This window comes from Mesorhizobium koreense (assembly GCF_031656215.1).
Taxonomy (GTDB): Bacteria; Pseudomonadota; Alphaproteobacteria; order Rhizobiales; family Rhizobiaceae; genus Mesorhizobium_L; species Mesorhizobium_L koreense.
The window spans coordinates 2830862-2844934 of sequence record NZ_CP134228.1 but is presented as its reverse complement, the minus strand read 5'-3'; the positions used below and the strand labels follow the sequence as shown (position 1 = coordinate 2844934).

Sequence of the window (14073 nt, the reverse complement as noted above, 5' to 3'; positions counted from 1 at the left end):
GTTAGAGTGCATCCATGAACGAGCATTCCACGCCCCTCCCTCGCTTCGATTTCGATCACGCGACCCGCCACCTCAGCCTCGAACCGCACCAACCGGCCTTCGTGCAGAATCCCTATCCCGCTTATCGGGCGATCCACGACGCCTCGCCGGTATTCTTCTGGGAAGAGTTCGGGATCTGGTGCTTTGCCGGATTTGACGACGTCTCGCGGCTTTTGCGGGATCGCCGCCTCGGCCGCGAGCGGCCGCCGGGCGCACCTGACGACGGCTATGAAGGGCCGCGCGACCATCTGAAGGATTTCGATGCCTTCGCGTCGCACTCCATGCTGGAGTTGGAGCCGCCTGCGCATACGCGGCTTCGCACGCTGGTCAACCGCGCCTTCGTCTCGCGACAAGTGGAACGCCTGCGCTCCGTGATCGAAAAGCTGGCGCACGATCTGATCGACCGTATCGAGCCAGCCGGGCATGCGGATCTGCTGCCTTCCTTCGCCACACCGATCCCGGTCACCGTCATCGCCGAGATGCTCGGCGTACCGACCTCGATGAACGATCAGCTTCTCGACTGGTCGCACCGTATGGTCGCCATGCACATGCACGGCCGCACGCGCGAGGTGGAAATCGCCGCGAATGCGGCCGCGCGCGAATTCTCCGACTTCCTGCGCGGTTATGTCGAGGAGCGACGCAGGAAGCCCGGCGACGACATCCTCAGCGTCCTGATCGCTGCGCGCGACGGCGAGGAGAAACTCTTCGACGCCGAACTGATCTCATCCGTCATCCAGCTTCTCAACGCCGGCCACGAGGCAACGGTCCATCAGACCGGCAACGGCGTGCGCGCAATCGTCGCCCAGGGCGGCGATCCGCGCCGTTTCTTCGCTACCCAGGAGCAGACGGTTGCGACGGCGGAGGAATGCCTGCGCTTCGACGCGCCACTCCATATGTTCCGCCGCTATGCCTATGACCGGACCGAGGTCGCTCCCGGCGTGACGGTGAATGCCGGCGAGCAGATCGGCCTAATCCTCGGCGCGGCCAACCACGACCCGGCGGCCTTCGCCTCGCCCGGCAAATTCGATCCCTCGCGCGCCGATCAGAAGAACGTCACCTTCGGCGGCGGCATCCATTTCTGCATCGGCGCGCCGCTGGCGAGACTCGAACTGCAGGTGGCACTGAAAGTGCTCTTCGATCGGCTGCCGGCGCTAAAATTTGCCGAGGCGCCGCGCTATCGCGATACCTACCATTTCCACGGACTGGAGAGCCTGGAGGCGCGATGGTGATACATTTGCCATCGACGCCAACTCGACCCGATATCCCTTCCGGTCTCTAATAGTTGTGGCCGGCCCGATCGGGCCGGCCAGCAAGATTAAGCCGCAACCCACGGCCGGGAGCGACCGCCCGAAAAGCTCACGCGGCTGCCTTCAGCGCCTGCTCCAGATCGGCGATGATATCCTCGACGTCCTCGATTCCGATGGAAAGTCGCACGACATCCGGGCCGGCGCCCGCCGCCACCTTCTGCTCGTCCGAAAGCTGGCGGTGCGTGGTCGAGGCGGGATGGATGACCAGCGATTTCGTGTCGCCGATATTGGCGAGATGCGAGAAAAGCTGCAACGCCTCCACGAATTTGACGCCAGCCTCGTAGCCGTCCTTGAGCCCGAAGGTGAATACTGAGCCCGCTCCCTTCGGCGAATATTTCTGCTGCAGCGCGTGGTTCGGATCCGACGGCAGGCCCGGATAGGAGACCCACTTGATTTGAGGCTGCTTCGACAGCCACTCCGCCACCTTCAGCGCGTTGTCCGAGTGACGCTGCATCCTGAGCGGCAGCGTCTCCAGTCCGGTGACGATCAGGAAGGCGTTGAACGGCGAGATCGCCGGGCCGAGATCGCGCAGGCCGAGGACGCGCGCGGCAATGGCGAAGGCGAAATTGCCGAAGGTCTCATGCAGCACCATGCCGCCGTAATCGGCGCGCGGCTCCGACAGCATCGGATACTTTCCAGACTTCGACCAGTCGAAGGTACCGGCGTCGACGATGATGCCGCCGATGGAATTGCCGTGACCGCCGATGAACTTGGTCAGCGCATGGACGACGATGTCGGCGCCATGCTCGATCGGCCGCACGAGATAGGGGCTGGCCAGCGTATTATCGACGACCAGCGGCAGGCCATGCTTGCGCGCTATGGCCGAGATTTTTGCGATATCGACGAACTCGCCGCCCGGATTGGCGAGGCTCTCGATATGCAGCGCCTTGGTCTTCTCGTCGATCAGTTTCTCGAAGCTTTCCGGATCGTTCACGTCGGCCCAGCGCACCTCCCAGCCGAAATTCTGGAACGCCTGGCCGAACTGGTTGATCGTACCGCCGTAAAGCTTGCGCGCGGCGACGAAATTGTCGCCCGACTTGAGAAGGGTATGAAAGACGAGCAGGTGCGCCGACTGACCGGAAGCCGTGCAGAGCGCCGCCGTGCCGCCTTCAAGCGCCGCCACGCGTTCTTCCAGCACCGCCTGGGTCGGGTTCATGATACGGGTGTAGATGTTGCCGAACGCCTTCAGCCCGAACAGCGCCGCGGCATGGTCGGCATTCTCGAAGACGAAAGACGTGGTCTGGTAAATCGGCACCGCACGGGCGCCGGTGGCCGGATCCGGCTTGGCGCCTGCATGAACGGAAAGGGTGTTGAAGCCCGGCGTACGCTGGCTCATGGGAACTCCTCCTTGGAAATCAAATTAGAGCGAATGAATTGGTCGGCGGCATTCTTCGCAAAGCGGAAGGGCAAAAGCAAAGAAGATTATTCCTCCAGACGGCCCAAAGACGATGAAGGGGGCATGTTTTCAGCCGGCCGGATGGACATCCATGCTATTTCGAGCGGATCCCGAAACTCTGGAAGCCGCCGCGCATAATCGGCTTTTTCGCCGACAGCACGCCCGAATTGACGCCGTTCCACCCGATTTCGCCTGACAGCTTGCCATATTCGATCTTCGGGCAACGGTTCATCACCACCTTCAGGCCCGCCGCCTCCGCCTTCGCCGCCGCTTCGTCGTTGCGGACGCCAAGCTGCATCCAGATCACCTTCGGCAGCGGATCGAGCGTCAACGCCTCGTCCACGATCGCCGGCACAGCGTCCGGTGCGCGAAAGATGTCGACCATCTCGATCGCATGCGGGATATCTGACAGGCGCGCATAGACACGCTGGCCAAGGATTTCCTTTCCCGCCTGTCCGGGATTGACCGGATAGACGGTAAATCCCTTCGCGATCAGATATTTCAGCACGAAGAAACTCGGCCGCACGTCATTGGCCGAGGCGCCGACCATGGCGATGGTCCTGACGCTGTTGAGAATGCCGGAGATGTAGTCCTGAGAATAGGTGTCGTGGTTCATGTCCGAAGCTTGATATTGCCCATCTCGTCGATCGGAAATTGCGGGTTATGGGCGACTTCCCAGAGATTGCCCTCCGGGTCGGCGAAATAGCCGTACCAGCCGCCCCAGAATGCACGGCCGGCCGGCTTCACGATGCGGCCGCCCGCAAGCTCGACCTCGGTCAATACCTGATCTACCTCGGCATCCGATCGGGTATTGTAAGCGAGATAGACACGCGAGACCCCTTTGCCGAACTCGATCCCCGCATCCGGTTCGGCCGATTTGCGCGGGAAAAGCGCCAGGATCGCGCCGCCCATCTGGAAGAAGGCAACGCCTTCATCGATCCGGTGCCGCTTCAGGCCCATCGCCTGATAGAACGCGGCCATGCGGTCGAGATCATCGACCGCGATGGTAATGATCGAGATGCGCGGTTCCATCAAAGGCGGCTTTCGACCGTCATTCGCCGATCCATTGCGGCTTGCGCTTGCCGATGAAGGCTGCGATGCCTTCCTCCGCGTCATGCGCCAGCATGTTTTCGATCATGACGCGTGAGGCACTATCGTAGGCTTCCGCAAGGCCGAGGTCGGCCTGCTCGTAAAAACCTTTCTTGCCCATGCGAATGGCCGTCGGCGATTTGGCTGCAATGGTTTCCGCGTATTTGTTGACGATCTGGTTCAGATACTCCGGTGGCATGACACGGTTCACCAGGCCGAAATCGCGCGCCGTCTGCGCATCGATCATCTCGCCGGTCAACAACATCTCCATGGCATGCTTGCGCGAGATATTGCGCGACAGCGCCACCGATGGTGTCGTGCAGAAGAGCCCGACATCGATGCCGTTGACGCCGAACGTCGCGCGGTCGGTCGCAATCGCCAGATCGCAGCAGGCGACAAGCTGGCATCCGGCCGCGGTAGCAATGCCGTCGACCGCGGCAATCACCGGCTTCGGCAAAGAAACGATCGACTGCATAAGGCGCGAGCAGGTGGCGAACGTCTCCTCGAAATATGCCCTGCCCTTGTCGGAATCGGCGCGATGCGCCGTCATTTCCTTCAGATCATGGCCTGCGCAAAAGAGCTTTCCAGCAGCGGCGATCACCACGACACGAACGGAGCGATCGTCGCGTGCGCGGTCGAGCTCGCCCTGCAAGGCCGTCATCACCTCCATCGAAAGCGCATTGGCCGGCGGGTTGGAGAGCGTGAGCACCAGAATCCCGTTGCGCAGTTCCGAAAGTATCGGGCCTTCAGGCGCCTCTGGTCTGAGCTTCAGTACCTCGGCCATTGTCTTTCTCCGCGCATCTACCTACCGATGCATAGCTAATGCCCGCTTCCTGCGAAGGAAAGGCGTAAAACGACGCGATCGGCTGTCAAAGAGGGACGCATGACGAAGAAACCCGCTCCGGTGATGACGGCGGACGAAGTGAACGATCTTTTTCGCCAGGTCTTTCCGCAGCTCAACAAGGACAGGCCGGATTACGTGGTGACCGAGGTGTTCTCCGGAGGCTGCACGATCCGCCTGAACGCGGCCTACGAGCACCTGCGCCCCGGCGACACGGTTTCCGGCGTTTCGCTCTTCGCGCTGGCCGATCTCGGCGGCTATGCCTGCGTGCTCTCCCATGCGGGGCCGGATGCCCTGTCGGTGACGACGAACATCTCCATAAACTTCATGCGCAAGGCGGAGGCCGGACCGGTCGACGGGCACTGCCGCATCCTGAAACTCGGCCGCAGCCTGATGGTCTATGACATCGAGATGGTGGCGGGACCGGATGCGGAGATCGTCGCCCATGCGACCGGCACCTACTCGATCCCGCCGAAAAGGAGCTGACGCTCATCCTTCCAGAATCTCGAGATCGAGTTCTGCAAGCTGTTCGGGGCCGGCAACGGCATCGATACCGGTAATCCGGCCGTCGACAATGCGCAGCCTGAGGACCAGCAGCAAACGCTCGCCGGGAACGACGGCGATATCGACCGTCCCGTCGATAAGGGCCGGTCGCGCCGCCTGCGCGCGGCCGTTGAACAATGCCGCGACTGCAGCGGCGCCCCGTGCCTCCCCTTGCTGACCAAGCCGCGTGGCCGTCTCGTCCGGGGTGAACACCACATCAGGCGCGAGCAGCGATAATAGCGCCGAGAAATCGCCGCCACGCGAGGCTGCGATAAAGGCACCGATGATTTCGCGACGACGCGCATTGTCGACCATACCGTTCGGCCTGGCGCCTTGCACACGGCGGCGTGCACGGCTGGCAAGTTGGCGGGTTGCGTCATGCGAGCGGCCGATCACGGGCGCGATTTCCTCGAACGGCACGGCAAACATGTCATGGAGCACAAAGGCAACGCGTTCTGCGGGGCCGAGCGTCTCCAGCACCGCCAGCATGGCGAGCCCGACAGAATCCGCCATCGCGATCTGCTCTTCCGGCGAAGCGTCCATAGCGACCACAGACGGCTCTACCGGAATCTCCTCGCCGGCCATGCGATCGAGCGAATCCTCCCGGCGCGACTTGCGGGCGCGCAGTATGTCGAGGCAGAGACGCGCAATGACGGTGGTTAGCCAACCGCCGATGTTGCCGATGGATTCGGCATCGGCGCGATTGAGCCGCAACCAGACTTCCTGGACTGCGTCTTCGGCCTCGCTGCGCGAACCCAGCATACGGTAGGCAACCGTTTCGAGGCGGCCCCGGTTGGCTTCGAACTCGTGCGTCAAAAGATTTTTTTCGGTCACGGTCACATTTCCCTTTCGCGTTCCGTCATGGTCATGACGAACGGATCGCAGCCGGTGTGACAGACACGGTCGGGCGACCGGCAGTCAACATCCAGACCAAAGTGTCTGGACCGAGACAAAACGAAAGGAACAAGACCATGCAAGCACGAATGAAACATCCCGTCTTTGTACTGCCGGACGCTTTGAAGGCGCTGCACGCACTCAACAAGGCAACGGCAACCGATGGCCTGCCCGACGTCACGCGCGAGCTTGTCCATCTGCGCGCGAGCCAGATCAACGGCTGCAGCGTCTGCGTGGACATGCATGCCCAAGGGCTGAAGCAGGCAGGCGAGGACGACAAGCGCATTTTCGCCGTCGCCGCCTGGCGCGACACGCCCTATTTCAATGATGCCGAGCGGGCGGCACTCGCCCTTACGGAGGAATTGACGCGCATCGCCGACAAGCCGGAAGCAGTATCGGACGCGGTCTGGACGGAAGCGGCCGCCCATTACGACGAAACCGCGCTTGCCGCGCTGATCATCCAGATTGCGCAGATCAACGTGTGGAACCGCCTTAATGCATCGGTGAAACAGGTAGCCGGGCAGAAGTGGAACTGATCTCCAAGGCGCCCGGGCAGGTGCGGTATTTTAATACCGCACCTGCAATTTATTGTTTTTGCTGAATTTTCTTGCGCAAACGGCCAAACATCGATATTGACGCCGCGACCGCCCTCCCCTATAAGCCTGCCTGCAAACAGCGGCCGCGGCGGTCGCCGTTTTGTTTTTGGCGCAAGGCACATCGCCCGGCGCCAACCCAAGCAACAAGAAACGCCTTCCTGCCCGATCCATCGCGGAAGGTCCGAGTGAGAGAGAAAGAGATGAAAACCTTTTCGCAGAAGCCTGCGGAAGTGACGAAGAAGTGGGTTCTGATCGACGCGGAAGGTCTCGTCGTCGGTCGCCTCGCCTCCATCGTCGCCAACATCCTGCGCGGCAAGCACAAGCCGACCTTTACCCCGCATGTCGATGACGGCGACAACGTCGTCATCATCAATGCCGACAAGGTCGCCCTCACGGGCAAGAAGTACACCGACAAGGTATACTACTGGCACACCGGCCATCCGGGCGGCATCAAGGAGCGCACCGCGCGCGACATCCTCGAGGGCCGTTTCCCCGAGCGCGTCGTAGAGAAGGCTATTGAGCGCATGATCCCGCGCGGCCCGCTCGGCCGCCGCCAGATGAAGAATTTGCGCGTCTACGCCGGGCCTGAGCATCCGCACGAGGCACAGCAGCCCGAGAAGCTCGACGTGGCGGGCCTGAACAGCAAGAACAAGAGGGTCCAGTAATGGCCGAACTTTCCTCCCTGCAAGAACTCGGCGCCGCGACGGGCCAGACCGAACAGGTCGCTCCCGTCCATGTCCAGAAGCTCGACAAGTCGGGCCGTGCCTACGCCACCGGCAAGCGCAAGGACGCCATCGCCCGCGTCTGGCTGAAGCCGGGCAGCGGCAAGATCACCGTCAACGACAAGGAATTCGCCGCCTACTTCGCACGGCCGGTGCTGCAGATGGTGCTGCGTCAGCCGATCGTGGCGGTCAACCGCGACGGTCAGTACGACATCGTCGTGACGGTGGCCGGCGGCGGCCTTTCCGGCCAGGCGGGTGCGGTCCGTCATGGCATCTCCAAGGCGCTGACCTATTACGAGCCGGGGCTGCGCGCCGTGCTCAAGAAGGGCGGCTTCCTCACCCGCGACAGCCGCGTCGTCGAGCGCAAGAAGTACGGTAAGGCGAAGGCCCGCCGCAGCTTCCAGTTCTCCAAGCGCTAAGCATTCCGCCTACCGGCATCTATGGCGAAGCCCGCGAAGATCGCTCTTCGCGGGCTTCTTCCCATCCAGTGCCCAGCCGCGTACACATAAACGATCCGCGGCATTCCCCAAGACCGGACAGGATTGTCGACCGGTTGCTCACCTGTGCCGTTCCAAACCACCTTTAGTGCCAGTTCGGGACAGGTCTGGCCGGTCATCCGGCTTCTTCCTTTTGCAGTGGCAATTTCCGCGCCAGGCGGCTAGGTGACCTCACTCGTCATGGCCGAAGAGGATGCCCATGCCTTCCAAGTCGATCGACCATGCTTTCACGGCCGGTAGCCTCACCGGCGCCGCCGAAGATCCGACCTATGCCGGGGCGCTCTCTTTCATGCGGCGGAAATATTCGAAGAAGCTCGCGGGCGCCGATGCGGTGATCTGGGGCATCCCCTTCGACGGGGCGGTGTCCAATCGGCCTGGCGCCCGTTTTGGCCCGCAGGCCATCCGGCGCGCCTCGGCGATCTTCGATAACGACCCGCAATACCCGTTTCACCGCGACCTGTTCGCACAGCTTGCGGTGATCGACTATGGCGATTGCCTGCTCGACTATGGCAACCACCAGAAGACACCGGCGACGATCGAGCGCGAAGCGGCCAGGATTCTGCGCTCGGGCGCCACGCTGGTTACGCTCGGTGGGGACCATTTCGTGACCTGGCCGCTGCTCAAAGCGCATGCGGCGATCCACGGTCCGCTCGCGCTCGTCCATTTCGATGCGCATCAGGACACCTGGTTCGACGACGGCAAGCGCATCGACCACGGCTCCTTTGTGGCGCGCGCGGTGCGCGACGGCATCATCGAGCCGGAATGGTCGATCCAGGTCGGCATCCGCACCCATGCACCAGAGAATTTCGGTATCCGCATCCTCCACGGTCATGAACTGGAAGAAATGCGCGTCGCCGATATCGTCTATGCGATCCGGGAGCGCGCGGCCGGCCGCAAGGTCTACGTCACCTTTGACATTGACTGTCTCGACCCGGCCTTTGCGCCCGGCACCGGTACGCCGGTGGCCGGTGGCCCTTCCTCCGCCAAGATACTCTCCGTACTGCGCGCGCTGGGCGATCTCGACATCGTGGGCGCCGATGTCGTGGAAGTCGCGCCGGCCTACGACCATGCCGACATCACGGCAATCGCCGGCGCGAGCGTGGCGATGTACTATCTCGGCCTGCTGGCGGAGCGGAAAGCGAAGAAGGCGGCCTCCGCCGAAAGCTGATGCTCGGGGCACACGTCGCTGCCGATTGCATCGCGCCCGCTTCTGCCCTATCTCCCATGACCATCGGAGCGAGCGACCACCATGACGGCGAAAATCTTCATCGACGGCGAACACGGCACAACCGGGCTGCAAATCCGGGCGCGGCTGGCCGAACGCCGCGATCTCGACATCCTGTCCATCCCCGAGGAGCACCGCAAGGACGCTGCCGCGCGCGCCGATTTCCTGCGCCAGGCCGACATCGCCATCCTCTGCCTGCCGGACGCCGCCGCACGCGAGGCCATCTCGCTGCTCGACGGCAACAATTCCACGCGCGTCATCGACACTTCTACCGCGCACCGAGTCAATCCCGACTGGGCCTACGGCTTCGCCGAGATGACCGAGGGCCAGCCCGAGCGCATCGCCAAAGCGCGGCTGGTCGCCAATCCCGGCTGCTACCCGACCGGCGCCATTTCGCTCGTGCGGCCGCTGGTTACGGCCGGCATGCTGCCTTCCGACTACCCGGTCGCCGTCAACGCCGTTTCCGGCTACACCGGCGGCGGCAAGCAGTTGATTGCGCAGATGGAGAACGCGGAGAACCCGGACTACATCGCCGCGCCGCATTTCCTCTACGGACTGACCTTGCAGCACAAGCATGTGCCGGAGATGCAGGTGCATGGCCTGCTCGACCGCAAGCCGATCTTCGCGCCGAGTGTGGGCCGCTTCGCGCAGGGCATGATCGTGCAGGTACCGTTGTATCTCGGCGACCTCGACGGCGCGCCCTCGATGGAGGACGTCCATGGCGCGCTCGCCGCGCACTATGCCGGGCAGGACATCGTGGAGGTCATCCCGCTCGAGGCGAGCGCGAAGCTTGCGCGCCTCGATCCGACCGAACTGAACGGCACCGACCGCATGCGCCTTTACGTATTCGGCACGCCCGGCCAAGGTCAGGTCAATATCGTCGCGCTGCTCGACAATCTCGGCAAGGGCGCCTCGGGCGCGGCCGTGCAGAACATGGATCTGATGCTCGGCAACACCCGGCACTGAATGGACGTTCCCGCCTTTCCCGCTCGCTGGGAAGTCCGTGATCCTGTTCTCATTGCCGACACCTTCAGCAGCCATGTCTGGAAGGTGTGGCTGCGCGATGGCCTGCACGCGGTCATCAAGGCGCTGAAGCCCTTCGACGATGTCGAGGACGAATTGCGCGGCGCGCACTATCTGGCATGGCGGAACGGCGAAGGGACGGTGCGGCTGCTCGGCCTCGAGGGGCAGTCCATGCTGCTGGAATATGCCGGCGAGACGATGCTTTCGCATGTCCTCGATACGGAAGGCGACGCGACTGCGACGGACATCGCGGCCGAGGTGATGACTCGACTCCTGTCGCCTTCGGACCGGGCTTTCCCGCCCGATCTTCAGCCGCTCCGCGAACGCTTCTCCAGCCTTTTTCGAAAGGCGAAGGCCGATCGGACTGCGGGGCGGACGACGCTTTACGCCCAGGCGGCCAATATCGCCGAAACGGTCCTCGCCGCCCCGCATGATATCCGGCCGCTGCACGGCGACCTTCATCACGAAAACATCCTCTGCAGCAAACGCGGCTGGCTGGCGATCGATCCGAAAGGCGTGCTCGGCGACCCTGCCTTCGATGCGGCCAACATGTTCTACAATCCGCTCGACCGCGACGATCTCTGTCTCGATCCGGAACGCATCGCGCGAATGGCGGAGACCTTCTCGAAGACGCTCGGGCAGGATGTCCGGAATATCCTCGACCATGCGATAGCCTATGGGTGCCTCTCCGCCGCGTGGCATGCGGAAGACGGTAACGACAAGGACGAGAAGCGCGAATTGGCCGTCGCCGAAGCGATCCGGCAGGTGCGGGCGCTCAGCTTCTAGCGGCAGCCGCTTCCTCCACCGGATACGCCCCCTTGGTGCCGCGCCAGTGCGCGGTGGCGAAAGCGAGCACGACCAGCGCCATCGCCTGATGCGCCAGCCCTAGATCGAGCGGCACCTGCATCAGAAGCGTCGTGATGCCGAGCGCCGCCTGCAATGTCACGAGCAGGAAGAGCACGGCGGCGCGTCTTGCATGCGTCGTTTTCGGGGCACGGCTGAGGGCGAAGATCATGTGCGCCAGCGCCACGATCCAGACCAGATAGGCGCCGCAACGGTGGATGAACTGCACCGTCTTCGGGTTCTCGAAGAGGTTGCGCCATGCCGGTTCCAGCACGAACAGCCCATCCGGCACGACCCTGCCGTCCATCAGCGGCCAGGTGTTATAGGAGAAGCCGGCATTCGTGCCCGCCACCAGCGCGCCGAGATAGATCTGGAAAAGCACCAGCGCGACCACCACGCCGGCGAAAATCTGGAGCTTGCGCGGCGCAGGCTTTTCGCTGTGCGGCGCGAGCCCGCGCGCGACGGCAAGCGTGGCGATGAAGATCAGGCAGGCCGTCGTCAGGTGGATCGCAAGCCGGTACTGGCTGACATCGGTGCGATGGGCAAGCCCGGACATCACCATCCACCAGCCGATCGCGCCCTGCAGGCCGCCAAGCGCCAATATGCCGACGAGCCGGGGCTTCAGTTTCCGCTCAATGCAGCCGGCCACCCACAGCAGGATCAGCGGGATGGCGAAGATGAAACCGACGCTGCGCGCGATCAACCTGTGCGTCCACTCCCACCAGAAGATGTGCTTGAAGCCGGCGAGGTCCATGTTGCGGTTCAGCACCTTATATTCCGGGATCTGCTTGTATTTCGCGAACTCTTCTTGCCATTCCGCGTCGTTCAACGGCGGGATGACGCCGTGGATCGGCTGCCATTCGGTGATGGAAAGGCCGGAATTGGTGAGCCGCGTCGCGCCGCCGACGAGGAAGAGCCCGAACAGCACCACGGCGACGACATAGAGCCACCCGCGCACCAGCGCGCGATTGCGCGCGATCCGGCCCTGTTCCTGCGCGGAAGGGCGTGTCGCATCAAGGGCTGTTGCTGCCGTCATCGTCTGCCTCAGGAGCCGCAATTGCCGGTGGCATAGCACCGTGCGCCGGCAAAGCGGAGCGCCAGCAACGCGACATGCCGTCGCGCAAAGCGCGCCGGCGCGTTGCACGGACACGGTCCAACGCTTATGAGGGCGCCGAAGGAGATTTCATGCATCCTCGCATCAAGCGCCTTATCGGCTCGTTCCTCATCGTCCTGCTCGTCATCGTCTACGCGGTGGCGGCGATGGTGGTGGCCGAAGCGAAACTAGCCCAGTCGAGCGGCTTGGTCCATTTCGCCTATTTCCTGCTGTCCGGCCTGCTCTGGGTGTTGCCCGCGATGCTCATCGTCAAATGGATGTACGGCACGCCCAAAAAGCGCTCCTGAAAGCTTTTGCTTTCGCTTTGGGGGTGTTTCGCTCACGTGGGTTTGTTTTCGCTCACGCCCGTACGCCGCTGACGCGGCTGGGCTCCGCGGGGGCGTGGCACGAGCCACGACGCCCGGTCGGGCGCTTCTGGGATGCGTGTGCCTGAAACTCATTGTCGTTGTGGACATCGTTGCTTGTCCTCCGCCCCTGCGCACCCCCCTCTGTCCTGCCGGACATGGGTGCGAAGGGGCGGAGGACTATCCTCATTTATGTCGCACATGCTCCACCCTCGCCACGCCCGGTTCTCACCGTCTGGCCATTGCAAAGTCCGGGAAAGACGGGCGGCCGCAGGCTCGCTCATCTAAGCAATTTACGTGCGACCTTGCGGCCGTCCGTCCGGCGATTTCTATTCCCGCCTGTTCCGCTGCTCCCGAAGCGCTCTTCTGTCTCGGGTCTGTGTGCCTCTTTCCGACACGCAGGGGTCATAGTGCCCCCAGGGGAACCTCCCGGCAGGACCTCCCCGGCCGCAATGCCACGTCAGCATCAAGGCGGAGGCGCCGGTCCCTCCCCACGCAATCACCGTCATGATCGGTGTTCCCGATGGGAGGAACTGACGGGGATTATGAAGGATGGGCGGAAGGCGTGGAGAAAGACAGGCGAAGAAAATACGGAAAGGCAACTGGATCAGAGAGTTACGAAAACCGCCTGCGCGATCCTGTCCACGTTTTCGCCTGCATTTCCGCCGCTACCGGCCTTCGCAAACGAAGTGAGAGCCTTTCCGCCTTCGTCATTTTCGGGCGGAACAGGAGCGCAGCGAACTGCGGAGACCGGGAATCCATGCCGGAGCGTCGCGGCCACACACTGGCGCTGCAGAAGGCAACCCCGCTTCTGCACCCTCAACGCGTTGCCGTCCTGTCTCAGGCACGGATTCCAGGGTCTTCGCGATGCCGCTAACGCGACTGCTTCGCCCTGGAATGACGAAGATAGAGAGGCCGACGCCTATCCAGAACGACGGAGCGTTAACGCCCCGCGCTTCGCTCAGGCGGCGTCGGCGCGGCGCGGTAATTTCCAATTGGGCCGAGGGAAATGGCAGGTATAGCCGTTCGGGTAACGCTCCAGATAATCCTGGTGCTCCGGTTCGGCCTCCCAGAAATCGCCGACCGGCGTCACCTCGGTGACGACCTTGCCCGGCCAGAGGCCGGAAGCATTCACGTCGGCGATCGTATCCTCGGCCACCTTCTTCTGCTCGTCGCTCGCATAGAAAATCGCTGAACGGTAGCTGGTGCCCATATCGTTGCCCTGCCGGTTCCGCGTGGATGGATCGTGGATCTGGAAGAAGAATTCCAGCAATTCCCGGTAACTGGTCTTCTCGGGATCGAAGACGATCTCGATCGCTTCAGCATGGGTGCCGTGGTTGCGGTAGGTCGCGTTCGGCACGTCGCCGCCGCTATAGCCCACGCGGGTCGAGATCACGCCTGGAAGGCGGCGTATGAGATCCTGCATGCCCCAGAAGCATCCGCCCGCCAGGACGGCACGTTCTTCGCTCATCGAAAATCCTCCAGGTTCGTTGAAAATTCAAAGCGCACCCGACAAAGCCGAACACGCTTCGTTACGCATTAAATGGTCGTTCGGCCGCCGGAAGTCCAATCCTGAAGCGCAGCCCCTGCCTCACGATTA

At 62.9% G+C, this 14073-nt stretch carries 16 protein-coding genes; 9 read left to right on the top strand and 7 right to left on the bottom strand.

The features are described from left to right. Positions 1-14: 14 nt before the first annotated feature. Positions 15-1268, top strand: a complete 1254-nt coding sequence (locus tag RBH77_RS13490; protein WP_311028112.1) for a cytochrome P450 — start codon at positions 15-17, stop codon at positions 1266-1268. A gap of 127 nt (positions 1269-1395) precedes the next feature. Here RBH77_RS13490 and RBH77_RS13485 read toward each other — a convergent pair whose 3' ends face one another. The 4 genes from RBH77_RS13485 to RBH77_RS13470 all read right to left on the bottom strand — a co-directional run bounded on the left by RBH77_RS13485 (position 1396) and on the right by RBH77_RS13470 (position 4615). Further along, positions 1396-2682, bottom strand: coding sequence for an O-acetylhomoserine aminocarboxypropyltransferase (locus tag RBH77_RS13485; protein ID WP_311028111.1), 1287 nt, complete (start codon positions 2680-2682; stop codon positions 1396-1398). A 154-nt stretch (positions 2683-2836) separates the two neighbouring features. Then, positions 2837-3358, bottom strand: a complete 522-nt coding sequence (locus tag RBH77_RS13480; protein WP_311028110.1) for a CoA-binding protein — start codon at positions 3356-3358, stop codon at positions 2837-2839. After that, positions 3355-3774, bottom strand: coding sequence for a VOC family protein (locus tag RBH77_RS13475; protein ID WP_311028109.1), 420 nt, complete (start codon positions 3772-3774; stop codon positions 3355-3357). The genes RBH77_RS13480 and RBH77_RS13475 overlap by 4 nt, the downstream gene beginning before the upstream one ends. 19 nt (positions 3775-3793) lie before the next feature. Continuing rightward, positions 3794-4615, bottom strand: coding sequence for an enoyl-CoA hydratase (locus RBH77_RS13470; RefSeq protein WP_311028108.1), 822 nt, complete (start codon positions 4613-4615; stop codon positions 3794-3796). A 99-nt stretch (positions 4616-4714) separates the two neighbouring features. Between RBH77_RS13470 and RBH77_RS13465 the strand changes: the two genes are divergently transcribed. After that, complete coding sequence (locus tag RBH77_RS13465; RefSeq protein ID WP_311028107.1) at positions 4715-5158, top strand: PaaI family thioesterase; 444 nt, start codon at positions 4715-4717, stop codon at positions 5156-5158. Between the two features lie 3 nt (positions 5159-5161). Here the strand turns inward: RBH77_RS13465 and RBH77_RS13460 are convergent, their stop codons facing one another. Continuing rightward, positions 5162-6049, bottom strand: coding sequence for a sigma-70 family RNA polymerase sigma factor (locus RBH77_RS13460; protein ID WP_311028106.1), 888 nt, complete (start codon positions 6047-6049; stop codon positions 5162-5164). A 137-nt stretch (positions 6050-6186) separates the two neighbouring features. Here RBH77_RS13460 and RBH77_RS13455 point away from each other — a divergent pair, with 137 nt between their 5' ends. The 6 genes from RBH77_RS13455 to RBH77_RS13430 all read left to right on the top strand — a co-directional run bounded on the left by RBH77_RS13455 (position 6187) and on the right by RBH77_RS13430 (position 10958). Continuing rightward, complete coding sequence (locus RBH77_RS13455; protein ID WP_311028105.1) at positions 6187-6645, top strand: carboxymuconolactone decarboxylase family protein; 459 nt, start codon at positions 6187-6189, stop codon at positions 6643-6645. 260 nt (positions 6646-6905) lie between these two features. After that, entirely contained in the window at positions 6906-7370 is a 465-nt protein-coding gene (rplM, locus tag RBH77_RS13450; RefSeq protein ID WP_311028104.1) for a 50S ribosomal protein L13, read from the top strand. Further along, positions 7370-7846, top strand: a complete 477-nt coding sequence (gene rpsI / locus RBH77_RS13445; protein WP_311028103.1) for a 30S ribosomal protein S9 — start codon at positions 7370-7372, stop codon at positions 7844-7846. Before rplM ends, rpsI begins: the two co-directional genes overlap by 1 nt. A 277-nt stretch (positions 7847-8123) precedes the next feature. Next, positions 8124-9092: an agmatinase gene (gene speB, locus RBH77_RS13440; RefSeq protein ID WP_311028102.1), complete on the top strand. Its 969-nt coding sequence runs from the start codon at positions 8124-8126 to the stop codon at positions 9090-9092. A gap of 81 nt (positions 9093-9173) precedes the next feature. After that, positions 9174-10115 (top strand): N-acetyl-gamma-glutamyl-phosphate reductase, encoded by a 942-nt coding sequence (argC, locus tag RBH77_RS13435; RefSeq protein WP_311028101.1) that lies wholly within the window; start codon positions 9174-9176, stop codon positions 10113-10115. Further along, a complete protein-coding gene (locus RBH77_RS13430; RefSeq protein ID WP_311028100.1) occupies positions 10116-10958 on the top strand; it encodes an aminoglycoside phosphotransferase family protein in 843 nt (280 codons plus the stop codon). Here RBH77_RS13430 and RBH77_RS13425 read toward each other — a convergent pair. Continuing rightward, the gene (locus RBH77_RS13425; RefSeq protein WP_311028099.1) at positions 10948-12051 is read right to left on the bottom strand and encodes a COX15/CtaA family protein; all 1104 of its coding nucleotides are present in this window, start codon (positions 12049-12051) and stop codon (positions 10948-10950) included. The two genes, RBH77_RS13430 and RBH77_RS13425, sit on opposite strands and share 11 nt — an antisense overlap. Before the next feature lie 149 nt (positions 12052-12200). Here RBH77_RS13425 and RBH77_RS13420 point away from each other — a divergent pair, with 149 nt between their 5' ends. Next, on the top strand, positions 12201-12416 hold the full coding sequence (locus RBH77_RS13420) for a DUF2842 domain-containing protein (RefSeq protein WP_311028098.1): 216 nt from the start codon (positions 12201-12203) through the stop codon (positions 12414-12416). A gap of 1018 nt (positions 12417-13434) precedes the next feature. Here RBH77_RS13420 and msrA read toward each other — a convergent pair. Continuing rightward, positions 13435-13944 carry a peptide-methionine (S)-S-oxide reductase MsrA gene (gene msrA / locus RBH77_RS13415; RefSeq protein ID WP_311028097.1) on the bottom strand — a complete coding sequence of 170 codons (510 nt, stop codon included), beginning with the start codon at positions 13942-13944 and terminating at the stop codon, positions 13435-13437. Between the last annotated feature and the right edge of the window lie 129 nt (positions 13945-14073).